Here is a 20,727-nt window from a genome sequence, read left to right on the forward strand (position 1 = left end):
ACCTTCGAAGCGCTACGCCTTGACTGCTTCGCTCGTCTCCGCGCGCCGCCGCCGGATCGCCTCGGCGATGAAGACGCGCGACAGCGCGTGATAGAGCGGCTCGTGCGAGATCAGCCGCGCCGTGCCGTAGCCCAGCACCGCCGCGCACATCAGCGCGATCACATTGTCGTGGTTGCCGGTCATTTCGAGGATGATGACGAAGGCCGTCATCGGCGCCTGCACGACGCCGGCGAAATAGCCGGCCATGCCGAGCAGCGCCGCGGTTCCCGTGGCCGCGCCGAAGACCAGGCCGAGCGTGCTGCCCAGCCCGGCGCCCACCGCCAGCGACGGCGCGAAGATGCCGCCCGGTATCCCCGACACCATCGACAGCAGGCCGGCCGCGAATTTCTCGACGAAGAAGACGGCCGGCAGCGGCGTGCCTTCGATCGCGCCGCGCGCCTGCGTGTAGCCGGTGCCGAAGGTCAATCCTCCGGAGGCGATGCCGATCGCGGCCACGGCCAGGCCGCAGACAGCCGCCACGACCAGCGTGCGCGGCAGCGGCTGCAGCGCGTTCCAGCGCCGGACGCGGCGCATGACCTTCAGCGCCGAGAGCGAGAACAGCGCGCCGACACCGCCGCCGATGATGCCGCAAGCCAGCACCAGCGGCCAGTCGGCGGCGAAGGCGACCGTGTCCTTGGCGACGCCGAAATAGGTGTAGTTGCCGATGAGCCCGAGCGAGGCAAGGCCGGCTAGGATAACCGCCGTCAGCACCAGGCCGTTGGTGCGCGATTCATAGGCGCGGCCCATCTCCTCGATGGCGAAGACGATGCCGGCAAGCGGCGTGTTGAAGGCCGCCGCGATGCCGGCGGCCGAACCGGCAAGGATCAGGCCGCGCGCCTGCGCCATGCCGCCCCAGCGCGCCGCCTGCAGCATCAGCGAAGCGCCGACTTGCACCGTCGGGCCTTCGCGGCCGATCGAGGCGCCGCAGGCGAGCCCGACGATGGTGAGCGCGATCTTGCCCGCCGCCAAACGCAGCGACAGGATGTGGCTGCGGTCGTCCTCGTCGCGCAGATGCCGTGCCGCGATCGCCTGCGGAATGCCGCTGCCTTGCGATCCCGGGAAGAAGGAATGCGCCAGCCAGGCGCAAAGGACGAAACCGAGCGGCGTCACGAGCAGCGGCAGATAGAAGCGCCAGCCGCCGTCATTGCCCGTCATGAGATGGAACAGGGTTTGCGCGCGGTCGGCGAGCAATGCGAACAGGACGCTGATCAGGCCGATCGAGATGGCGCCGGCCCAGAAGACCAGGCGCGGCTGCCAGACGCGCCGCGACACCCACATCGCCTGTGAGCGCCGCAGCATACGATTCTTTCGGGATATGCCGGCCATGTCCGCCCTCGTGATGGAATTCAGCCCTAGCACAGGCTGAGGGTCGATCAAGACCGCGCAGGCGTAATCGTGCATGCGCTCAAGATTGTCCCGCCGGCTCCGATGCCGGCGGGAATGTCAGGCGGGCAAGGTGGATCTCACATCGCCATTTTTTCACATTCGGCCTGGGCCTTCTTGGTCGACGTATCGATCATGTAGGCTTTGCCCTTGGCGTCGGTGATCATCATCATGCAATGCTTGATGGGCTTGGCCATCTTCATCATATCGGCGCTCATCTTGGCGTCCGGCATCATGGTGCCCATGTGACCGTCCGGCATGATCGCGGTGACCTGCCCGCCCTTCATCATCGTCATGGCGCCCATCGTGTCCTCGGCGAAGGCCTGCGAGGCGCAAAGACCGGCGAGGCCGGCAACGAGTGCGAACTTGATCGAGTGCATCAGAACAACTCCCATTGTTGAGGGGCGTGGTCGCCCCTTTCAGGTTCGCGGATGCGCTTCGATTGGTTACGCCAACACGAATATGTGATCGATTTTCAGCCGACCATGGTGGGAGCCAGCCCCGTTCCGCCCTGGCACAGGCGGCAGGGCTCAAAATTTGTTGACCCCTGTGCCAGTCGAAATCGCTATCACTTCGCATCGATCGGGACATAAAGCAGTCGGGTGCGGTGGGAAGGCCAGGCCGGCTGGGCCGCACGACATCGACGCCGGCTTGATCGTGGATGGCCCACAGGCGGGCGACCGCTTCCTGCACGACGGAACTGGCGGACAATTGGAACAGCATCTCTTTGCGACCGAGCGCGACCCGCGTCTCAAGCTGATCATCCCGGCAATCGTCGCCATCGCCTTCCTGATGGAGCAGCTCGATTCCACCATCCTCACCACCGCTATCCCGGCCATCGCGCAAAGCCTCGACACCACCCCGGTCCGGCTCAACCTGGCGATCACCACCTACATCCTGACGCTGGCGGTGTTCATTCCGGTCAGCGGCTGGTTCGCCGATCGGTTCGGCGCCCGCAAGATCTTCGCCCTGGCGCTCTTCACCTTCACCCTCGGTTCGGTCCTGTGCGGCGTGGCCGACAGCGTCGGCATGCTCCTGGCAATGCGCGCGCTGCAAGGACTGGGCGGCGCCATGATGACGCCGGTCGGGCGGCTGATCCTGTTGCGCTCCTTTCCGCGCAGCGGGCTCATCACCGCCATGACCTACATGACCTTGCCGGCGATCGTCGGTCCCGTCATCGGTCCGCTGCTCGGCGGCTTGCTGACCACCTATGCGTCCTGGCGCTGGATCTTCTACGTCAACGTGCCGTTCGGCCTCATCGGCATCTTCGCCGCCTTGCGCTTCGTCGACGATTTCCACGGCGAGGAGGCGCAGCCTTTCGACTTCGCCGGCTTCCTCATGGTGGGGGCCGGCGCCGCGCTGCTGCAGTTCGGCCTGGAGAATATCGGCAGGCCGATCATTTCCTCGCTGGCGACCATGCTGGTGCTGGCCGCGTCGGTCCTGCTCCTGCTCGCCTTCGGCCGCTATGCCCGCCGCGTCGCGGCGCCCGCGGTCGATCTCACGCTGTTTCGCTTCCGCTCCTTCTGGGTCGGCACGCTGGCCGGGGGGCTGTGCCGCATCGGCCTCAACGGCGCGCCGTTCCTTTTGCCGCTGATGCTGCAGGTCGGCTTCGGCATGAGCCCGGTCACGTCCGGCTCGCTGACCTTCGTCGGCAGCTTCGGCGCGCTTCTAATGCGGCCGCTGCTGTCGTTCTTCCTGCGGCGCTTCGGCTTCAAGGCCGTGCTGAGCGGCAGCGCGGTGGTCGGCTCTGTTGCCGTGGCGGGCTTTGCCCTGCTCGATGCCGACACCCCGCATTGGCTGATCGGCCTCTATGTCTTTTTCTTCGGCATCGTCCGTTCGGCGCAGTTCATGTCGTCCAACACGCTGTCCTATGCCGACCTGCCGGCGGAGAAGCTCAGCCGCGCCACCAGCCTGGGCGGCGTCCTGCAGCAGCTCAGCGTTTCGCTCGGCGTTTCGATCGCCGCCATGGTGCTCGGCCTCGTCTCCAGCCAGGCGCATGCGCCGACCGCGGATCAGTTCCATTGGGCGTTCCTGCTGACGGCGGTGATCCCGCTGCTTTCCATACCGGGGTTTTTCTTCCTGCATCCGGAAGACGGCCAGCAGGTCAGCGGCCATCGCCGCAAGGCGGAAGCCGACGCCTGAACCTGCGGGGCGCATGACTCCGTCGCCGAGCTGTGCTATGCGCCGCGCTTCCATCTGCTGCCGATGCTGAAATCGGCCGCAAATCGCTTATATTGGCGCCACCATGACCGTTTCGCTTGATCTTACCGCCGAAGGCGCTCGTGACGCCTTGCGCCGCGCAACACCGACCGAGAAGCCGTCGCTGATCGGCCTGACCCGCGCCGAGCTCGGTGAAGCTCTCATCAATGCCGGCATCGTGCCGGAGCGCCAGGCCAAGATGCGCGCCCAGCAGCTCTGGCACTGGATGTATGTGCGCGGCGTTTCCGACTTCGCGCATATGTTCAACATCTCCAAGGACTTGCGCACCGAGCTCGACAAGCATTTCACCGTCGCGCGGCCGGAAATCGTCGAGGAGCAGATCTCTTCCGACGGCACGCGCAAATGGCTGTTCCGCTTTCCGCCGCGCGGCGCCGGCCGTCCCGTCGAGATCGAGACCGTCTACATTCCCGAGGAAGGCCGTGGCACGCTCTGCATTTCCTCGCAGGTCGGCTGCACGCTGACCTGCTCCTTCTGCCACACCGGCACGCAGAAGCTGGTGCGCAACCTCACCGCCGAGGAGATCCTGGCGCAGCTGCTCACCGCGCGCGACCGTCTCGGCGACTTCCCCGATCGCGACACGCCGGACGGCGCCATCGTGCCGGCCGAGGGCCGCAAGGTTTCCAACATCGTCATGATGGGCATGGGCGAGCCGCTCTATAATTTCGAGGCGGTGAAGAAGGCGCTGCTGATCGCGTCCGACGGCGACGGGCTTTCCTTGTCAAAAAGACGCATCACGCTGTCGACCTCCGGCGTGGTGCCGGAAATCTTCCGCACCGGCGAGGAGATCGGCGTCATGCTGGCGATCTCGCTGCACGCCACCAATGACGACCTGCGCGACCTGCTCGTGCCGATCAACAAGAAGTTCCCGCTGAAGGAGCTGATCGCCGCCTGCAAGGCCTATCCCGGCCTCTCCAACGCCAAGCGCATCACCTTCGAATATGTGATGCTGAAGGACGTCAACGATTCCCTCGACGACGCCAAGGCGCTGGTCAAGCTGCTCAGGGGCATCCCGGCGAAGATCAACCTGATCCCGTTCAATCCCTGGCCCGGCACCAACTATCAGTGCTCGGACTGGGAGACGATCGAGAAGTTCGCCGACTACATCAACAATGCCGGCTATGCCTCGCCGATCCGCACCCCGCGCGGCCGCGACATCCTCGCCGCCTGCGGCCAGCTCAAGTCGGAGTCGGAGCGCATGCGCAAGGTCGACCGGCTGGCGCTCGAAGCCATGATGATCGCGGGACACGGCGAGGCGTGAGGCGCATCATCGCCTACCTCATCCGCTTTGCCGCCATCCTGGTCGGCTATGTCGTCGCCTCGCTGGCGGCCAGCGCCTTCCTCAACGTCCTGGTCCTGGCGCATCTGGGCTACACCCCGGCCGATCCGGAGCCGACGGCCACCGCCTCGCTCTATTTCTCGGTGCCTTTCGTGGCGCTGTTCGTCGCCTATTTCGCCTTCATGCCGGCGGCGGTCGTCATTTTGATCGCCGAGGTGCTTGGCCGCCGCGACTGGCTGTTCTACGCGCTCGGCGGCGCCGTCATCGCCATCGTCTTTCTCGGCTTCGTGCACAATGTCGGCGATGCGAATTTCGATGTCACCGAGACCAACGCCAGGCTGGCCGTGATCGGCGCCGGCATGGTCGGCGGCATCTTCTACTGGCTCTCCGCCGGTCGCTGGGCCGGAAGCTGGCGTCGCGCGCCCTTGCTCGACGCGGAGCCGTGAACCCTACTTCGCCTGCGCGGTCAGGATCTTGAGCGCGAAGGCCGAGAACACGCCAGCGAACAGATAGTCGACCACGCGCGTGACGCGCGGGCTTGCCTTCATCGCCGCCGAGAACTTTTCCGCCGCCAGCACCATCGGCACCGTCACCGGGATCGACAGCACGATGAACATCATGCCGAGGAAGAACAGCTTTCCGGACGCGTTCGGATCGTGCGCGGAGACGAATTGCGGCAGGAAGGTCATGAAGAACAGGATGATCTTGGGGTTGAGCAGGTTGACGCCGAGCCCGGCCGCCCAGCTGCGGAACAGGGAGACTTGCGGTCCGGTCCTCTTCTCCGGCGAGAAGGCCGAACCCTTCGTCGCTGCCTGCCAGGCCAGGAACACCAGATAGCCGGCGCCAAAAATCTTCAGGACGAAGAAGGCCATCGGCGAGGCGACGATCAGCGCCGAGATGCCGACCACCACCAGCGTGGTGTGGATCAGCGTGCCGGTGAGCGCACCCGCCATCGAGGCAAAGCCGGTGGCGCGGCCCTGGCTCAGCGTGCGCGAGACGAACAGCGTCATGTCCGGCCCCGGCGTGATCGCCAGGATGACGGTGGCGATGGCGAACTGGATGAGCGTCGAAGTGTCGGGAATAAAGGACATGCGCGCGGCCCTGGGAGAGATCGCGCAGCCTATAACGCGACCATTTTTGCTCCGCCAGCGTCTGCCCGGGCAAACATCTGGCCCAGCCTGTGCTGGAGCCAGGCCTCTGTTCGTCTCTTGCGCCGCCCGGAAAGGCCGTGATACCTCGCCCCGCGAAGCTCTTTTCCCGCGGAACCGCCAAAAATGTCCAAGATCAAGAACGTCAAGAAAGTCGTGCTCGCCTATTCCGGCGGCCTCGACACCTCCATCATCCTGAAATGGCTGCAGACCGAGCTCGGCGCCGAAGTCGTCACCTTCACCGCCGATCTCGGCCAGGGCGGCGAGCTGGAGCCGGCCCGTAAGAAGGCCGAGATGATGGGCATCAAGGACATCCGCATCGTCGATGTGCGCGAGGAATTCGTCGCCGACTTCGTCTTCCCGATGTTCCGCGCCAACACCGTCTATGAAGGCACCTACCTGCTCGGCACGTCGATCGCCCGGCCGCTGATCTCCAAGCACTTGGTCGAGATCGCGAAAGAGACCGGCGCCGACGCGATCGCCCATGGCGCCACCGGCAAGGGCAACGACCAGGTCCGCTTCGAATTGTCCGCCTATGCGCTCAACCCCGACATCAAGGTCATCGCGCCCTGGCGCGACTGGACGTTCAAGTCGCGCACCGATCTGATCAACTTCGCCGAGCAGCACCAGATCCCGGTCGCGAAGGACAAGCGCGGCGAAGCGCCCTTCTCGGTCGACGCCAACCTTTTGCACTCCTCTTCCGAGGGCAAGGTGCTGGAGGATCCGTGGAGCGAGCCGCCGGAATTCGTGCATCAGCGCACCGTTTCGCCAATGGACGCGCCCGATGCCGTCACCGAGATCGAGATCGAATTCCTCAAGGGCGACCCGGTCGCGCTCAACGGCAAGAAACTGTCGCCGGCCACCATGCTGGCGGCGCTCAACGACCTCGGCCGCGACAACGGCATCGGCCGCCTCGATCTGGTCGAGAACCGCTTTGTCGGCATGAAGTCGCGCGGCGTCTACGAGACGCCCGGCGGCACCATCCTGATCGCCGCCCATCGCGCCATCGAATCGATCACGCTCGACCGCGGCGCCGCCCACCTCAAGGACGAGTTCATGCCGCGCTACGCCGAGCTCATCTATAACGGCTTCTGGTTTTCGCCCGAGCGCCTCATGCTGCAGGCGATGATCGACAAGAGCCAGGAAGACGTCGAAGGCACGGTGCGGCTGAAGCTCTACAAGGGCAATGTCATGGTCACCGGCCGCAAGTCGAAGAAGACGCTTTATTCCGATGCGCTGGTCACCTTCGAGGACGACCGCGGCGCCTACGACCAGAAGGACGCCGAGGGATTCATTCGCCTTAATGGCCTGCGGCTGCGGACGCTGGCGGCAAGGAACCGTCGCTGAAGCTGCTAATCTCCCCCCTTGCGGGGGAGATGCCCGGCAGGGCAGAGGGGGGTGTGAAGGATCGCTGCCTCTCTGATTTGCAGCTGGGCGCCAGCGTGAAAATGGTGAGGATTGCCGGACAGGCTGGAGGGACAGCACCCCCCTCTGTCCTGCCGGACATCTCCCCCGCAAGGGGGGAGATTGGCCATCATCCCGGCTTTCGCCAATCTCCAAGTCCAACAAAAAAGCCCGGCGCATGGCCGGGCTGTTCTGCTCAACAGAGATTCAAAGATCAATCCGCGTCGATCGCCTCGGCGATGCGGGCGATGGCCTGCTGGTAGACGCTGGCCGAATTCCAGCCGGCGATTGCGCCCATATTGGCCTCATAGCTCGCGCCGGCGTGCCAGCCATGGCCCTTGAGGTAGTTGGCGGTGGAAGCCAGCGCCGTGTTGCGGTCGCGCAGGTTGCCGCTGCCGACGCCGTATTTCAGCACGTTTCCGGGCAGGAACTGGGTGTGGCCGATCTCGCCATGCATGGCGCCCACCGAGGCGGCGCTGAGCGCGCCGCGATCGACCAGCTTGAGCGCCGCAATGGCGTGCGGCGTGAAATAGTCCGGGCGGCGGCAGTCATAGGCGAGCGTCAGGATGGCCGACACCGTGTTCTGGTTGCCCATCGAGGCGCCGAAGCCGGTCTCCATGCCCCAGATGGCCAGCAGCACGCCCGGCGGCACGCCATAGGTCCGCTCGATATTGGCGAACATCGCCGCGTTCGCCTTCTTCAGCGCACGGCCTCTCGAGATGATGGCGGAAGCGCCGCGACGTTTCATGAACGCCTCAACGGAGCCGCTGAAAGCCTTGTGGATGGCGCGGTCGGCCGAAATCGTCCTTGTCGCGTAGGTCGCCCCGGCCAGCGCCGAAAGGCCCCTTTGGCCGACGCCGTTGGCCTTGGCCTCGGCGGCAAAGTCCTGCTTCCAGGCGTCGAAGCCGGCGCCGTTCTTGCCGCAGCTGGCCGCGGCCTCGGCGCCTGTCGCCAGCCCAAACATCGCCACCACCGCCGCGGTGGCCACGAAAATCCTTCCCTTGGCAAAAAATGCCATATCCGTCTCCTGGTTGCCTTGAATCACGTCCCGGTTGCGAATTTGCCAGCGAAACGCCTGATTGTCACCGCCCCCGCCGGGGACGTGACACCCGACACTGGCGAAAGAAGGGCAATTTGCCTACGATCAGGCATCAGGTGTGGCGGGCTTGCCTCATGAAAGACGTTGACGTCGTGATCATTGGCGCCGGTTCCGCGGGGCTTGCCGCGGCCAAGACGCTTCGAGCGGCCGGGCTTTCCTTCATTCTTCTCGAGGCGATGGATCGGATCGGCGGCCGCGCCTGGACCAGCGACCGCCATTTCGGTGTGCCCTTCGACATTGGCTGCGCCTGGCTGCACGCGGCAGACCGCAATCCTTATTTTCCGGACGCCCAGGCGGCCGGCTGGACGCTGCATCACCACGACATGAATGTCGACCACCTCTATTACCGCAAGCGCAAGGCGGGCGAGGAGGAAGAGGCCGAGATGAAGGCGGCCGATGCCAAGCTGTTCGAATTGCTCGCCAATCACCAGGTCGAGGAAGGCGACGACGACCGGCTGTCGGCGCTGCTCGCCAAGGGCCAGGCGCCGCGCGCGGCCGCCACCTTCGCCGGCCCGATGGATTTCGGCGCCGACGAGGACGAGATCTCGATCCGTGACTTCCAGGCGGCGGCCGACCTCGACCCCAATTATTTCAGCAAGGAAGGGTTCGGCGCGCTGGTCGCGCGCTTCGGCTTCGATGTGCCGGTCGAGCTGTCGACGCCGGTGCGCAAGATCCTCTGGGATGTACCGGGCGTCGCCTGCGTCACCGACCGCGGCACGGTGCGCGCGAAGGCGGTGATCGTCACCGCCTCGCCGGCCGTGCTCGCCTTCGAGGAGATCGAGTTCTCGCCGGCGCTGCCAGACGCGCATTTCGGCGCCTTCTTCGACCTGCCCATGGGCATGCTGACCAAGCTGCCGGTGGAGATCAAGGGCACGCGGCTCGGCCTTGAACCTTTCGACGACCTTCTGATCGAACGCATGGCCAGGCACGACATCTATTTCCTCTGCTTCCCCTTCGATCTCGACCTGATGGTCGGTTTCGTCGGCGGCGACTTCGCCTGGGAAATGTCGGCCGCCGGCGAGGCGGCCGGGGTCGATTTCGTCGTCGACCGCCTGTGCGGCATCTTCGGCGGCGACGTGAGGAAGCATGTCGGCCGCGCCATGATGACGAACTGGGGCGCGGAGCGCTTTGTGCGCGGCGCCTATGCCGCGGCGCGCCCTGGCCGTTCGGAGGCGCGCGCGACGCTGCTGCAGCCGCTGGCGGAAAAGATCTTCTTCGCCGGCGAGCATGTCGCCGGCCCGCTGATCCAGACCTGCGGCGGCGCCAGGCTTTCGGGCGAAAGCGTGGCCCGGCAGGTCATTGCCCAGCTCGCTACGAAATAGCTTCGGAACGCCGGAGGCCCGGCGGACGTTTCGACGAGGCTTCCACCTCTTCCGCATGTTGAAAACAAGATGAAGCTGTTCGACTGTCCAAACTGCGGCCACCGCCTTTATTTCGAGAACGCCCAGTGTCTGAACTGTTCCAGCCTGGTGCTCTACGACCCGTACGAAGCACGTTTCCTGCTGGCGGGTGCGAGCGGCGTTGCCGCATGCGGCAATGCCGATGAATGCGCCTGCAACTGGCGGGCCGAGGCTGGCCGGACTTTCTGCCGCGCCTGCGCCCTCAACCAGGTCATTCCCGACCTTTCCATCGACGGCAACCGTCGGCGCTGGATCCGGGTCGAAGCAGCGAAGAAGCGGGCCGTCTATTCACTGCTCGCCTTTGGCCTGCCGGTCGTTCCCAAGGCCGACGCCAAGGATGAGATCGGCCTTGCCTTCGACCTCCTCGCCGATCCGATCGGCGCCGGTCCGGGCGGAGAGCGCATCCTGACCGGCCATGACAACGGCCTGATCACGCTCAACGTTGCCGAGGCCGATTCCGTCGAGCGCGAGCGACGACGCGTCGAAATGGGCGAGAATTACCGCACCCTGCTCGGCCATTTCCGCCACGAGCTTGGCCATTATTATTGGGACCGGCTGATCCGTGGCGATCCCGCTCGGCTTTCAGTCTTCCGCGCGCTCTTCGGCGACGAGCAGGCCGATTACGAACAGGCCCTGAAGGCATACTACGCCAATGGCGCGCCGCCGGACTGGCAGCAACGCCACATCTCCGCCTATGCCGCATCCCATCCCTGGGAGGACTGGGCCGAGACCTGGGCGCATCATCTCCACATCGCCGACACGCTGGAAATGGTCCATGCGCTGAATTTTCCGCTGGGCCGGCTGGAGACGGTGGATGCCGACGCCATCCCGCGCGGCGACACTGGTGGCCGTCTGCACCCGGCGCCCGCCGATCCCGACCTGGATCCGGAGCCATTTGAAAGGATCCTGGCCCGCTGGCTGGTATTGTCGGAGGCATCCAACTCGATCAACCGCTGCATGGGTCTGCCGGATCTTTACCCCTTCGTGATTTCCGAGGTGGCGGCGCGCAAACTCGCATTCGTGCACGATCTTTTGACAGGCGCGCCGAAAAAGGCCTGGAACAATTCGTGAGCGGGCGCAAAGCACTTTAGCCGGAACGCATAAGCCTTTGTTTCGTTTCCGATCCCGAGGGAGCGTTGAAAACGGAGAGAAGAACCATGACACGCGTGTTGTTTCCGGCTCTGGCCGGTGCGCTGCTCACAATCTCGGGCGCAGCTTTCGCCGACACTCCCGTACAGGCGGTGACCGACTTGAACGTTCGCGCTGGCCCCGGGCCGCAATATCCGGTTATCGGCGTGCTGGCGGCAGGGCAGTCGGCCACGCTTAACGGCTGCATCGAAGGCAGCAAATGGTGCACGATCGCCGAAGCCGACGGCAAGGGCTGGGTCTATTCCGACTATGTGACGGGCGATTTCGGCGGCAGCCGCGTCGTCGTGACCCGCCGCCCGGCCAATGCCGAGATCGCCGTCGTCGCCCCGCCGACCGACAACATCTACACGACCGATACCTACACCGGCGCCATCGTTTCCAACGACGACGCCATTGAGTCGATCGGCAGGCCGCCGGCCGAGGTCGGCACCTATGTCGCCACGCACCGGGTCGACCCGGTCTATCTCGACGGCGAGGTGGTGACCGGCGCCACACTGCCCGACACGGTCGAGCTGCGCGAGATCCCCGATTACCGGTATCGCTACGTCTATGTGAACAACCAGCCGGCGCTGGTCGACCCTGGCACGCGGCGCATCGTCTATGTGATGCGCTGATCGGGCTTGATCGCTGTCAGATAACGGCCGCCATCGCTGGCGGCCGTTTTTTGATCCTGCGCGCGGCAACTCCGCGTGGACGGTAATTGCGCGGTAACTGCCGATCTCCTAGACCCATGTGGCGAAAGCCTTCGGCAGGGGAGCCGCGTGACGATCGAAAATGCCGCCTTCGAGCGCTATCGCCGCTCGCCGAACGAAAAGACCAATTTGCTGCGCCTGTTCTTCGGGACGGCGATCGTCATCGCCTTCTGGATGGCGATGACGGCTCTGGTGCTGTTTGCCGGCACCTATGTCTACATTGTCTGGCGTCTCCCCGGCCCCTCGACCGGGCGCTACATGCAGGACTTCCTGGCATCGCCCACCGGCATCCTGAGCGCCCTGACCTCCTTTGCCGGCATCTGGATCGGCCTGTGGGTGGCGATGCGCTTCGTCCACGGCGAGCCGCTGTCGGCCCTGTTCGGCGTCAGCCGCCGCGTCGCGGGCGGCGATTTCCTCAAGGGCCTGGCCGCGGTGATGATCACCTCGCTCTTTTCCGAGGTCTTGCTCTATTGGCTGCAGCCCGAGATCGCGCGCGGACCGATCGCCTTTTCGTCCTGGCTGCTCTTCCTGGTGCCGATCGTGCTGCTCGCCTTCCTGCAGACCTCGTCGGAGGAGATGCTGTTTCGCGGCTATCTGCTGCGCGGCCTCGCCTATCGCTTCAGCAGCCCGCTGGTCTGGGCGCTGCTGCCCGGGCTGCTGTTCGCGTCGCTGCACTGGAATTCGGCCTCGACACTTGCCATCAATGCCTGCGTGCTGGTCTCGATCGGCACCTTTGCGCTGCTGCTCACACTCCTGGTCTATGTCACCGGCAATCTGGGCGCCGGTTTCGGCGCCCATCTCGGCAACAATCTGACCGGCTTCCTGCTGATCTCGCACCAGGAGGGCTACAATGGCTTCGCGCTGCTTAATGCCAAGCCCCTCGAAGGCCCCGGCTGGACCAATCTGGACGCCGTTCTCATCGCCGCGATCGGTATCGTCAGCACGCTTTTGACGATGCTGCTGCTTTTGCACCGGCGCTCGCCGCTCAGGGTCGGGACGAGCAAGCAAAGCCTGGGCTGAATCGCCAATAGCGGCGTTTTGGCTCGGATTCCGGCATTGTTTTTTGATGGATGCCGTTGCCGCAAAACCGCTGCGCACTTTTGCGCGACATGCATCAGCCTTGACTCCGCGGCCAATTTCCTGTCTAGAGCTGCTGAATTCCGCGACGAGTTTTCTTTCGCGAAAGCCGCCCAGGACGCCGAAGCCTCTTTGAGGCGGGTGCTGTAAAGAGATCCTGGAGGCCAACATCCGGCAGCGCGATGCGCCCCCGGGTGCTTTTTGGCTTTGCGCTTTTGCTTGGCGACTTGCTGCGAACGCACTACCTCTCGGGCATCCACAGGTGCCAGGGAAAAGGAAGAAGAATGTTTGAATCACTACAGGAGCGTCTTGGCTCCATCCTGAACGGCCTGACTGGCCGCGGCGCGCTGTCCGAGGCGGATGTCTCGGCGGCTTTGCGCGAGGTGCGCCGTGCGCTGCTCGAGGCCGACGTCGCGCTGGAAGTGGTTCGCTCCTTCACCGACAAAGTGCGCGAGAAGGCGGTCGGCGCCGCGGTGCTGAAGTCGATCAAGCCTGGACAGATGGTCGTCAAGATCGTCCATGACGAGCTGGTCGACATGCTCGGCGCCGAGGGCGTCGCCATCGACCTCAACGCGCCGGCGCCCGTCGTCGTCATGATGGTCGGCCTGCAGGGCTCCGGCAAGACGACCACCTCGGCCAAGATCGCCAAGCGCCTGACCGAGCGGCAGAACAAGAAGGTCCTGATGGCCTCGCTCGACACGCGGCGTCCGGCCGCGCAGGAGCAGCTGCGCCAGCTCGGCGAGCAGACCAAAGTGGCGACGCTGCCGATCATCGCCGGCCAGAGCCCGGTCGATATCGCCAAGCGCGCCGTGCAGGCCGCCAGGCTTGGCGGCCATGACGTCGTCATCCTCGACACCGCCGGCCGCACCCATATCGACGAGCCGCTGATGGTCGAGATGGCCGACATCAAGAAGGTGTCGAGCCCGCACGAGATCCTGCTGGTCGCCGACTCGCTGACCGGCCAGGACGCCGTGAACCTTGCCAAGAGCTTCGACGAACGCGTCGGCATCACCGGCCTGGTTCTGACCCGCATGGACGGCGACGGCCGCGGCGGCGCGGCGCTGTCGATGCGCGCCGTGACCGGCAAGCCGATCAAGCTGATCGGCACCGGCGAAAAGATGGACGGGCTGGAGGAATTCCACCCCAAGCGCATCGCCGACCGCATCCTCGGCATGGGCGACATCGTCTCGCTCGTCGAGAAGGCCGCCGAAACCATCGACGCCGAGCAGGCGGCGGCGATGGCCAAGAAGATGCAGTCGGGCAAGTTCGACCTGAACGACTTGGCCCAGCAGCTTCAGCAGATGTCGAAAATGGGCGGCATGGGCGGCATCATGGGCATGATGCCCGGCATGGGCAAGATGAAGGACCAGCTGGCCGCCGCCGGCCTCGACGACAAGATGTTCGGCCGCCAGCTCGCCATCATCTCCTCGATGACCAAGGCCGAGCGCGCCAACCCCGACATGCTCAAACACTCGCGCAAGAAGCGCATCGCCACCGGCTCCGGCACCGACGCGGCCGAGATCAACAAGCTGTTGAAGATGCACCGCGGCATGGCCGACATGATGAAGGCGATGGGCGGCAAGGGCAAAGGCGGCGGCCTCATGCGCGGTATGATGGGCGGCCTCGCCTCGAAAATGGGCCTTGGCGGCATGATGCCGGGCGGCGGCATGCCCGATCTTTCCAGGATGGATCCCAAGCAGCTCGAGGCCCTGCAGAAGCAGGCGCAGGCCGCCGGTCTCGGCAAAGGCATGCCGGGCGGACTTCCCGGTGGCGGCGGACTGCCGGACCTGCCCGGCAGCATGAAGCTTCCGGGTCTTCCGGGCCTCGGCGGCGGCGGGCTGCCCGGCCTCGGGAAAAAGAAGTGAGGGGGCGATGAACGAGGAGAAAGACATGGCCGACGCACGCGCCATCCTGGCTGGCCACCGCGCTTCGATCGACAACATCGACGCCGCCCTCATCCATATGCTGGCCGAGCGCTTCCGCTGCACCAAGGCGGTCGGCGTCCTGAAGGCCGAGCATGGCCTGCCGCCCGCCGACCCGTCGCGCGAGCAACAGCAGATCGCCCGCCTTCGCCAGTTGGCGAAAGATGCGAACCTCGACCCGGATTTCGCGGAGAAGTTCCTGAACTTCGTCGTCCGCGAGGTGATCCGGCATCACGAACAGATCGCCGCTTCCAACGGTGTGACGAAAACGGGTTGAAGAAACCCAGACTTATTCAACGAAATCAGAGCTTTAGGAGAAAACAATGGCACTGAAGATCAGACTGGCCCGTGCGGGCTCGAAGAAGCGTCCTTACTACCACGTCGTTGTCGCCGACGCCCGTTCGCCGCGCGACGGCCGGTTCATCGAGTCGCTCGGCTCGTGGAACCCGCTGCTGCCGAAGGACGGCGAGCGCGTCAAGGTCGACGCCGATCGCGTCAAGCATTGGCTGTCGCATGGCGCCCAGCCGACCGACCGCGTGTTGCGCTTCCTCGACGAGGCCGGCCTTGCCAAGCGCGAGACCCGCTCGAACCCGAACAAGGCCCTGCCCGGCAAGAAGGCGCAAGAACGCGCCGCCCTGTTGAAGAAGGCCCAGGAAGACGCGGCCGCTGCCGCCGCCGCGGCGACCGCCGCGCCGGCCGAGGCTGAAGCCGCCACCGCCGAGTAATCACGGCTTTTTCGTTAACGAGAACGGCGGGCCCATGCCCGCCGTTTTTTATTCGATTGTCCGGTCCGATGCCTCAATAGCCGGACGGGCAGCGCGCCACATAAACGCGTCCGTAGCGGTCGCGGTAGCGGCACTGGCCGGCTTCGCTGGCATGGCCGATCAGCGCGCCGGCCACTGCGCCAACAGCGCCGCCGACCACCGCGCCTTGCACCGGATCGCCTGCCACCGCGGCACCGACCGCCGCACCGCCCAGGCCGCCGATCGCAGCACCCTTTTCTGTTTGCGAGCAGGCGCCAAGGGCCACCGTCAGCACCAGGATGGTAATTGCTTTCTTCATTGCTGTTCCTCTCTCAAGCGCCGTCCTCGCCGCCATGCCCTAAACTCACGAACAGCTGAATTGATCCCGCAGATGATGAAGATTGGCCGGCTACGCGCCGGCCGGATTTACGGCACTGAGCGCCAACGCATTGAAACTTCGCGGTTTTCACCGCTCGGCGAGGCGTCTCAGATTGCTCAGCCCAGCCTCGAAATCCTTGCCGATCAGCGTGTCGAAATTCATGAACAGGCCCATCAGCTTGGCGACGAAGGGCCTCGCGCCGCGCATCGCCCAGGTCACGGTCGTGCCCTCGCCGGACGGCGAAAGCGAGAAATCGACAGTGTTGTTGGCCCTGAACGGCTTTTCGAAATCGAGCTTGAGCGAAACCAGCGAGGACGGCACCGAGTTGACGATTTCCATGCGCCCCTTGCCGGCCTTGGAATTGCCCTCCCAGGCATAGGCCGCGCCCTTGCCGCTTTCGGCGCCGGAGAGCGTGCGCTTCATCTTCGGATCGAGCTTTTCGTAGGGCGACCATTCGGGCCAGCGCCGAAAATCGTCGATCAGCGGGAAGATCGTCTCGGCAGGCGCCTTGATGCTGGCCGAGCGGGTGACGACGAAATCGTTCGGCCGGGTCGCGGCATAGACCAGCACGGCGGCGATGATGAGGGCCAGGATGATGAGGATGGTGGCAAACATCTCTTCTCCTCCCTATCGCGAAAACGGGATCAGCGCGCGCACCCTTGCGTCGCGCAGATAGAGCCCGCCCCACAGGATAATGCCGAGATAGACGCCGAACAGCGTGTGCGAGAACAGCGGGTTGCCAATCCGCACATGCGTCGAAATCGCGCCGCCCATATAGGCGGTGAGCAGGATGGCGCCGAGCACCGACGTGCGTGGCCATGCGTAGAGCGCGGTCGAGACCAGGCCGATGACGCCCAGCATGCGCGCCACATTCGGATCGGCCGGCCAGCCGAGCTGCGCCATCGTTTGCGTGACGATGTCGAGCGGCGGCAGCTTGATGGCGCCGTCGAAGATCATGAACAGGACGATGACGCCGCTGAGCGCGCGCCCGGCCCACAAAGCGCCTTTTGAAGCAGGCGCGGCTTCGGAAATGCTCATGGATATTCCCTCCTGATGGTTTCGAATGCCGGCCATTTGCCGGGTTCGATCCAAGGACGAAGGAACATGCCGCGATCCTACACGCCTTCGTCATACTCGGGCTTGACCCGAGTATCCATGCCGTGACGTCGAACGAAGAATGCAGCGCTCTAGAATGAAGCTCCAGCCAGGCGATCTTAACTTCTGGGTCTGCGCCGCGTCGCTTCGCTCCTTGCTCCGCCCTAGAATGACGAAGAGAACACAGCGCTTTCGACCAATCTCCGAGGGCAGAGCCCTCGTGGATCGACCTCCTAAGAGAAGTAGAACTTGTCGGCCGCGATCATCTTCGGCGGCGTCTCGTCCATCGCCTCGAACACGGAGATCTCGCAGACGCGGCAAAGGCCGTCGAGCGCCAAGTCGTTGGCCTCGATGCCGAACGGGTCCTCGAGCTCCTCCGACAGCGCGTCGAGGCCGAAGAATGTATAGGCGATCAGCGCCGTGAACAGCGGCGTCGCCCAACCCGTGGTCGAGACCAGGCCGATCGGCAAGAGCAGGCAGACGACATAGGCCGTGCGGTGCACCAGCAGCGTATAGGCGAAGGGCAAGGGCGTGCCGGCGATCCGCTCGCAGCCGGCCTGGATGGCGGCGATCGCGGCCAGCCTTTCATCGAGGATGCGGAAGCCGATCGGGTCGAGCGCGCCCGCCTCGCGCCGCGCATTGGCGCGCCGGCCCATGCGGCGGACCATGTCGTCGGCCGGATTGGTGCGGGCGGCGGCCTTGTCGACCTCGTCGCCGATGAAGGCGCGGGCGTCCTTTATGCTGTCGATTTTGCGCAGTTGCCCGCGCAGCAGGTGGCAGAAGGCAAGCGCCTCCATCAGAAGCGCGCGCTGCTCGGCGCGTTCGCCGACCAGGCTGGTGGTGGCGCGCGCCAGGTTGCGTATCTCGAAAACCAGCGCGCCCCAGAGTTTGCGCGCCTCCCACCAGCGGTCATAGGCGGCGTTGTTGCGGAACGACAGATAGATCGAGAGCGTCACGCCGACGAGCCCGAAAGGCGCGATGCTGAAAGCGCTGAGGTCGAGATGGAACTGTCGCGCCAGAAGCAGGATGACCGCCGAATAGAGGGCGAAGCCGAAAATCTGCGGCAGGATGCGCGGCACCACCGAACCACGCATGATGAAGAACAATTGCAGGAATGTCGGGCGCGGTCGGACGATCATCGGGTTAACCTTTGCAAGCCGGCTTGGCTTTGATGTCTTATTGTGCGGTCGATGCCCGCGGCGCGACAGCAAGCGACATCGAGATGTCGTCGGCACGGCCGGACCGTCGGCCCTTGCATGTATTGAGACATGCGACTGCGACTGCCAAGAGGAGGAGCGACGATGACGGGCGAGACCGACCTGCAAAAACTGCTCGCGTCGATGACGCCGCAACTGCTTGCCGACGTCTATGTGTTCGCGACGCTGACGCCGGACACGCCGGTCCCGGCGAGACTCGATCCCATCATGCAATTTCGCGAGCGGGAAGGCCTGACCCTGATCACAACCGAAGACGAGGCGAAATCAGCCGGCCTCGCCGGCACGTTCCGCTGCCGAATGATAACATTGAACGTGCACTCCTCGCTGGAAGCCGTCGGCTTCCTCGCCGCCATCACGAGACGGCTCGCGGCGGCCGGCATGGGCGTCAATCCGGTCTCGGCCTTTTACCACGACCATCTCTTCGTGCCCGCCGACCGGGCCGAGGAAGCGCTGGCCATATTGCAGCGGTTGGCGGCGGAAAGCGGTGGGTGAACTCAGCGCCTGAGCGCGTAGAGATGGTTTCGGCGACGGCTCGGCCAACAAGGAAGGCCTGCCGGATATTTCGCGATGGTGGCGGCATCGGAGCCGATGGCCGGGCGCAGGGTGATTTCGGTCCGGTCACTCATAGGCCGGCGCTGCCCCTCATCCGCCCTTCCTTCTCCCCGTTGAACGGGGAGAAGGAAGGGCGTCCCGGCCGAAGGCCGAGCCCGCGACCGCGGGCCACCGGTCGTCCGGCGCCCCCCGCGGAGGGCCAGCCGCAGCAGCGGCGACACGGCCCGTGAGCGAAAACAAACTGCCGAAGGCCGAGCCCGCGACCGCGGGCCGCCGGTCGTCCGGCGCCCTCGCGGAGGGCCAGCCGCGGCAGCGGCGATACGGCCCGTGAGCGAAAACAACTGCCGAAGGCCGAGCCCGCGACCGCGGGCCGCCGGTCGTCCGGCGCCCTCGCGGAGGGCCAGCCGCGGCAGCGGCGATACGGCCCGTGAGCGAAAACAAACTGCCGTCAGGCCGCCTTCTTCTTCGGCTGGATGAGGCCGCGCTCGACCAGCAGCTCGGCGATCTGCACGGCGTTCAGCGCCGCGCCCTTGCGCAGATTGTCGGAGACCACCCACATCGACAGGCCGTTGTCGACGGTCGAATCCTCGCGGATGCGCGAGATGAACGTGGCGTCCTCGCCGGCCGATTCGAGCGGCGTGATGTAGCCGCCGTTCTCGCGCTTGTCGAGCACCTGGCAGCCGGGCGCCTCGCGCAGGATCTCGCGCGCCTCATCCGCCGTGATCGGCTTCTCGAACTCGATGTTGACGGCTTCCGAATGGCCGATGAATACCGGCACGCGCACGCAGGTCGCCGTCAGCTTGATTTTGGGGTCGAGCATCTTCTTGGTCTCGGCGACCATCTTCCACTCTTCCTTGGTGAAACCGTCGTCGAGGAAGACGTCGATATGCGGGATGACGTTGAAGGCGATGCGCTTGGTGAACTTCTTGACGTCGACCTGGTCGGCGACGAACACCGCGCGGGTCTGGGTGAACAGCTCATCCATGCCTTCCTTGCCGGCGCCGGAGACCGACTGGTAGGTGGCCACGACGACGCGCTTGATGGTGGCGACGTCATGCAGCGGCTTCAGCGCCACGACGAGCTGCGCGGTCGAGCAGTTCGGGTTGGCGATGATGTTCTTGCGTGTAAACAGCGAGATCGCGTCCGGGTTGACCTCCGGCACGATCAGCGGCACGTCCGGATCGTAGCGGAAGGCCGACGAATTATCGATGACGACGCAGCCTTGCTTGCCGATCTTCGGCGACCATTCCTTCGACACATTGCCGCCCGCCGACATGACGCAGATGTCGGTATCGGAAAAATCGTACTGGTCGAGCGCCTTGACCTTCAGCGTGCGGTCGCCGAAGGACACTTCGGTGCCCTGGCTGCGCCGCGACGCCAGCGCCACCACTTCGCTCACCGGGAAGCCGCGTTCGTCCAGAATGTTGAGCATTTCGCGACCCACATTGCCCGTGGCGCCGACTACCGCAACCTTGAAACTCATCTGATATCTCCTGTCCCTCTCCGCTTGGTTGTTGGAGAAACCCGCCGGCCTCATGCGGGTTCCGTCCCCGGGCCAGACCCGGGAGAGGGTGGTTAGGCCAAGGGAATCACACCGTTTTGGTGGTGGTTTTGGCCGTAGTTTTGCTGGAACGGACGGACGCGTCTAAGCGCCCAGCCCAATGCGTTACATTGTGGCTGGGGGAGTCGAATGCAAGAAGAGCCATCAAAAGGCCGCGCATTGAAAAACGATCCCGTTCGACGCGGGCTTTTACGCGGTTTGATAGAAGAGTCAATCGGCGCAACGCTCTCCTTCTCCCCGTCACTATACGGGGAGAAGGTGCCCGAAGGGCGGATGAGGGGCGGCGCCGACTTCGACAGTTAGCTCGTCCGGAAGTGAGGCCTGAAGCCCCGCCCCTGCCTTACCTATCAGCGGTCGCGCTGCCCCTCACC

The 20,727-nt window shown here is 65.0% G+C and carries 21 protein-coding genes; 12 read left to right on the plus strand and 9 right to left on the minus strand.

Going from position 1 to position 20,727, the window contains the following annotated elements; genetic code table 11:
- Nucleotides 1-12: 12 nt before the first annotated feature.
- On the minus strand, nt 13-1,365 hold the full coding sequence (locus FJ417_RS08695; RefSeq protein WP_140783170.1) for a chloride channel protein: 1,353 nt from the start codon (nt 1,363-1,365) through the stop codon (nt 13-15).
- Nucleotides 1,366-1,502: 137 nt separating this feature from the next.
- A complete protein-coding gene (locus FJ417_RS08700; RefSeq protein WP_140647862.1) occupies nt 1,503-1,802 on the minus strand; it encodes a hypothetical protein in 300 nt (99 codons plus the stop codon).
- 277 nt (nt 1,803-2,079) lie between these two features.
- Between FJ417_RS08700 and FJ417_RS08705 the strand changes: the two genes are divergently transcribed.
- The 3 genes from FJ417_RS08705 to FJ417_RS08715 all read left to right on the plus strand — a co-directional run bounded on the left by FJ417_RS08705 (nt 2,080) and on the right by FJ417_RS08715 (nt 5,364).
- Nucleotides 2,080-3,564 carry a DHA2 family efflux MFS transporter permease subunit gene (locus FJ417_RS08705; RefSeq protein ID WP_246687423.1) on the plus strand — a complete coding sequence of 495 codons (1,485 nt, stop codon included), beginning with the start codon at nt 2,080-2,082 and terminating at the stop codon, nt 3,562-3,564.
- 103 nt (nt 3,565-3,667) lie between these two features.
- Complete coding sequence (rlmN, locus tag FJ417_RS08710) at nt 3,668-4,900, plus strand: 23S rRNA (adenine(2503)-C(2))-methyltransferase RlmN (RefSeq protein WP_140783171.1); 1,233 nt, start codon at nt 3,668-3,670, stop codon at nt 4,898-4,900.
- Nucleotides 4,897-5,364 carry a hypothetical protein gene (locus FJ417_RS08715; RefSeq protein WP_140783172.1) on the plus strand — a complete coding sequence of 156 codons (468 nt, stop codon included), beginning with the start codon at nt 4,897-4,899 and terminating at the stop codon, nt 5,362-5,364. The genes rlmN and FJ417_RS08715 overlap by 4 nt, the downstream gene beginning before the upstream one ends.
- A gap of 3 nt (nt 5,365-5,367) precedes the next feature.
- Here the strand turns inward: FJ417_RS08715 and FJ417_RS08720 are convergent, their stop codons facing one another.
- A complete protein-coding gene (locus FJ417_RS08720; RefSeq protein WP_140783173.1) occupies nt 5,368-6,009 on the minus strand; it encodes a LysE family translocator in 642 nt (213 codons plus the stop codon).
- A gap of 183 nt (nt 6,010-6,192) precedes the next feature.
- Here FJ417_RS08720 and FJ417_RS08725 point away from each other — a divergent pair, with 183 nt between their 5' ends.
- Nucleotides 6,193-7,413 (plus strand): argininosuccinate synthase, encoded by a 1,221-nt coding sequence (locus FJ417_RS08725; RefSeq protein WP_140647867.1) that lies wholly within the window; start codon nt 6,193-6,195, stop codon nt 7,411-7,413.
- A gap of 271 nt (nt 7,414-7,684) precedes the next feature.
- Here FJ417_RS08725 and FJ417_RS08735 read toward each other — a convergent pair whose 3' ends face one another.
- Nucleotides 7,685-8,488: a lytic transglycosylase domain-containing protein gene (locus FJ417_RS08735; RefSeq protein WP_140647868.1), complete on the minus strand. Its 804-nt coding sequence runs from the start codon at nt 8,486-8,488 to the stop codon at nt 7,685-7,687.
- Between the two features lie 155 nt (nt 8,489-8,643).
- Between FJ417_RS08735 and FJ417_RS08740 the strand changes: the two genes are divergently transcribed.
- From FJ417_RS08740 to rpsP, 7 genes are all read left to right on the plus strand, one after another.
- Nucleotides 8,644-9,891 carry an NAD(P)/FAD-dependent oxidoreductase gene (locus tag FJ417_RS08740; RefSeq protein ID WP_140707260.1) on the plus strand — a complete coding sequence of 416 codons (1,248 nt, stop codon included), beginning with the start codon at nt 8,644-8,646 and terminating at the stop codon, nt 9,889-9,891.
- A gap of 69 nt (nt 9,892-9,960) precedes the next feature.
- On the plus strand, nt 9,961-11,040 hold the full coding sequence (locus tag FJ417_RS08745) for a putative zinc-binding metallopeptidase (protein WP_140783174.1): 1,080 nt from the start codon (nt 9,961-9,963) through the stop codon (nt 11,038-11,040).
- Nucleotides 11,041-11,126: 86 nt separating this feature from the next.
- The gene (locus FJ417_RS08750) at nt 11,127-11,732 is read left to right on the plus strand and encodes a DUF1236 domain-containing protein (RefSeq protein ID WP_140647871.1); all 606 of its coding nucleotides are present in this window, start codon (nt 11,127-11,129) and stop codon (nt 11,730-11,732) included.
- Between the two features lie 147 nt (nt 11,733-11,879).
- Complete coding sequence (locus FJ417_RS08755) at nt 11,880-12,830, plus strand: type II CAAX endopeptidase family protein (protein WP_140783175.1); 951 nt, start codon at nt 11,880-11,882, stop codon at nt 12,828-12,830.
- A 341-nt stretch (nt 12,831-13,171) separates the two neighbouring features.
- Nucleotides 13,172-14,752, plus strand: coding sequence for a signal recognition particle protein (gene ffh, locus FJ417_RS08760; RefSeq protein ID WP_140783176.1), 1,581 nt, complete (start codon nt 13,172-13,174; stop codon nt 14,750-14,752).
- 7 nt (nt 14,753-14,759) lie between these two features.
- A complete protein-coding gene (locus FJ417_RS08765) occupies nt 14,760-15,086 on the plus strand; it encodes a chorismate mutase (protein ID WP_140783177.1) in 327 nt (108 codons plus the stop codon).
- A gap of 46 nt (nt 15,087-15,132) precedes the next feature.
- Nucleotides 15,133-15,534 (plus strand): 30S ribosomal protein S16, encoded by a 402-nt coding sequence (rpsP, locus tag FJ417_RS08770; protein ID WP_140658644.1) that lies wholly within the window; start codon nt 15,133-15,135, stop codon nt 15,532-15,534.
- 73 nt (nt 15,535-15,607) lie between these two features.
- Here the strand turns inward: rpsP and FJ417_RS08775 are convergent, their stop codons facing one another.
- From FJ417_RS08775 to FJ417_RS08790, 4 genes are all read right to left on the minus strand, one after another.
- Nucleotides 15,608-15,871, minus strand: coding sequence for a YMGG-like glycine zipper-containing protein (locus tag FJ417_RS08775; protein ID WP_095770014.1), 264 nt, complete (start codon nt 15,869-15,871; stop codon nt 15,608-15,610).
- Between the two features lie 147 nt (nt 15,872-16,018).
- Nucleotides 16,019-16,546: an SRPBCC family protein gene (locus FJ417_RS08780; protein WP_140783178.1), complete on the minus strand. Its 528-nt coding sequence runs from the start codon at nt 16,544-16,546 to the stop codon at nt 16,019-16,021.
- 12 nt (nt 16,547-16,558) lie between these two features.
- Nucleotides 16,559-16,969, minus strand: a complete 411-nt coding sequence (locus tag FJ417_RS08785) for a DoxX family protein (protein WP_140647876.1) — start codon at nt 16,967-16,969, stop codon at nt 16,559-16,561.
- A gap of 290 nt (nt 16,970-17,259) precedes the next feature.
- The gene (locus FJ417_RS08790) at nt 17,260-18,165 is read right to left on the minus strand and encodes a bestrophin family ion channel (protein ID WP_140783179.1); all 906 of its coding nucleotides are present in this window, start codon (nt 18,163-18,165) and stop codon (nt 17,260-17,262) included.
- A gap of 162 nt (nt 18,166-18,327) precedes the next feature.
- On the opposite strand from FJ417_RS08790, the gene FJ417_RS08795 reads away from it, so the two are divergent.
- Nucleotides 18,328-18,735 carry an ACT domain-containing protein gene (locus tag FJ417_RS08795; protein ID WP_140783180.1) on the plus strand — a complete coding sequence of 136 codons (408 nt, stop codon included), beginning with the start codon at nt 18,328-18,330 and terminating at the stop codon, nt 18,733-18,735.
- 508 nt (nt 18,736-19,243) lie between these two features.
- On the opposite strand, the gene FJ417_RS08800 is transcribed toward FJ417_RS08795, so the two are convergent.
- The gene (locus FJ417_RS08800; protein ID WP_140647880.1) at nt 19,244-20,278 is read right to left on the minus strand and encodes an aspartate-semialdehyde dehydrogenase; all 1,035 of its coding nucleotides are present in this window, start codon (nt 20,276-20,278) and stop codon (nt 19,244-19,246) included.
- Nucleotides 20,279-20,727: the final 449 nt, after the last annotated feature.

Source organism: Mesorhizobium sp. B3-1-7 (genome assembly GCF_006439385.1).
GTDB lineage: Bacteria > Pseudomonadota > Alphaproteobacteria > Rhizobiales > Rhizobiaceae > Mesorhizobium.

Bases quoted from the DNA above. Each gene is read 5' to 3' on its own strand.
- rpsP (WP_140658644.1), top strand. From the start codon at position 15,133: ATGGCACTGAAGATCAGACTGGCCCGTGCGGGCTCGAAGAAGCGTCCT.
- FJ417_RS08735 (WP_140647868.1), bottom strand. From the start codon at position 8,488: ATGGCATTTTTTGCCAAGGGAAGGATTTTCGTGGCCACCGCGGCGGTG.
- FJ417_RS08695 (WP_140783170.1), bottom strand. From the start codon at position 1,365: ATGGCCGGCATATCCCGAAAGAATCGTATGCTGCGGCGCTCACAGGCG.
- FJ417_RS08785 (WP_140647876.1), bottom strand. From the start codon at position 16,969: ATGAGCATTTCCGAAGCCGCGCCTGCTTCAAAAGGCGCTTTGTGGGCC.
- FJ417_RS08725 (WP_140647867.1), top strand. From the start codon at position 6,193: ATGTCCAAGATCAAGAACGTCAAGAAAGTCGTGCTCGCCTATTCCGGC.
- FJ417_RS08780 (WP_140783178.1), bottom strand. From the start codon at position 16,546: ATGTTTGCCACCATCCTCATCATCCTGGCCCTCATCATCGCCGCCGTG.
- FJ417_RS08795 (WP_140783180.1), top strand. From the start codon at position 18,328: ATGACGGGCGAGACCGACCTGCAAAAACTGCTCGCGTCGATGACGCCG.
- FJ417_RS08750 (WP_140647871.1), top strand. From the start codon at position 11,127: ATGACACGCGTGTTGTTTCCGGCTCTGGCCGGTGCGCTGCTCACAATC.
- FJ417_RS08765 (WP_140783177.1), top strand. From the start codon at position 14,760: ATGAACGAGGAGAAAGACATGGCCGACGCACGCGCCATCCTGGCTGGC.
- rlmN (WP_140783171.1), top strand. From the start codon at position 3,668: ATGACCGTTTCGCTTGATCTTACCGCCGAAGGCGCTCGTGACGCCTTG.
- FJ417_RS08720 (WP_140783173.1), bottom strand. From the start codon at position 6,009: ATGTCCTTTATTCCCGACACTTCGACGCTCATCCAGTTCGCCATCGCC.
- FJ417_RS08800 (WP_140647880.1), bottom strand. From the start codon at position 20,278: ATGAGTTTCAAGGTTGCGGTAGTCGGCGCCACGGGCAATGTGGGTCGC.
- FJ417_RS08745 (WP_140783174.1), top strand. From the start codon at position 9,961: ATGAAGCTGTTCGACTGTCCAAACTGCGGCCACCGCCTTTATTTCGAG.
- FJ417_RS08740 (WP_140707260.1), top strand. From the start codon at position 8,644: ATGAAAGACGTTGACGTCGTGATCATTGGCGCCGGTTCCGCGGGGCTT.
- FJ417_RS08775 (WP_095770014.1), bottom strand. From the start codon at position 15,871: ATGAAGAAAGCAATTACCATCCTGGTGCTGACGGTGGCCCTTGGCGCC.
- FJ417_RS08700 (WP_140647862.1), bottom strand. From the start codon at position 1,802: ATGCACTCGATCAAGTTCGCACTCGTTGCCGGCCTCGCCGGTCTTTGC.
- ffh (WP_140783176.1), top strand. From the start codon at position 13,172: ATGTTTGAATCACTACAGGAGCGTCTTGGCTCCATCCTGAACGGCCTG.
- FJ417_RS08790 (WP_140783179.1), bottom strand. From the start codon at position 18,165: ATGATCGTCCGACCGCGCCCGACATTCCTGCAATTGTTCTTCATCATG.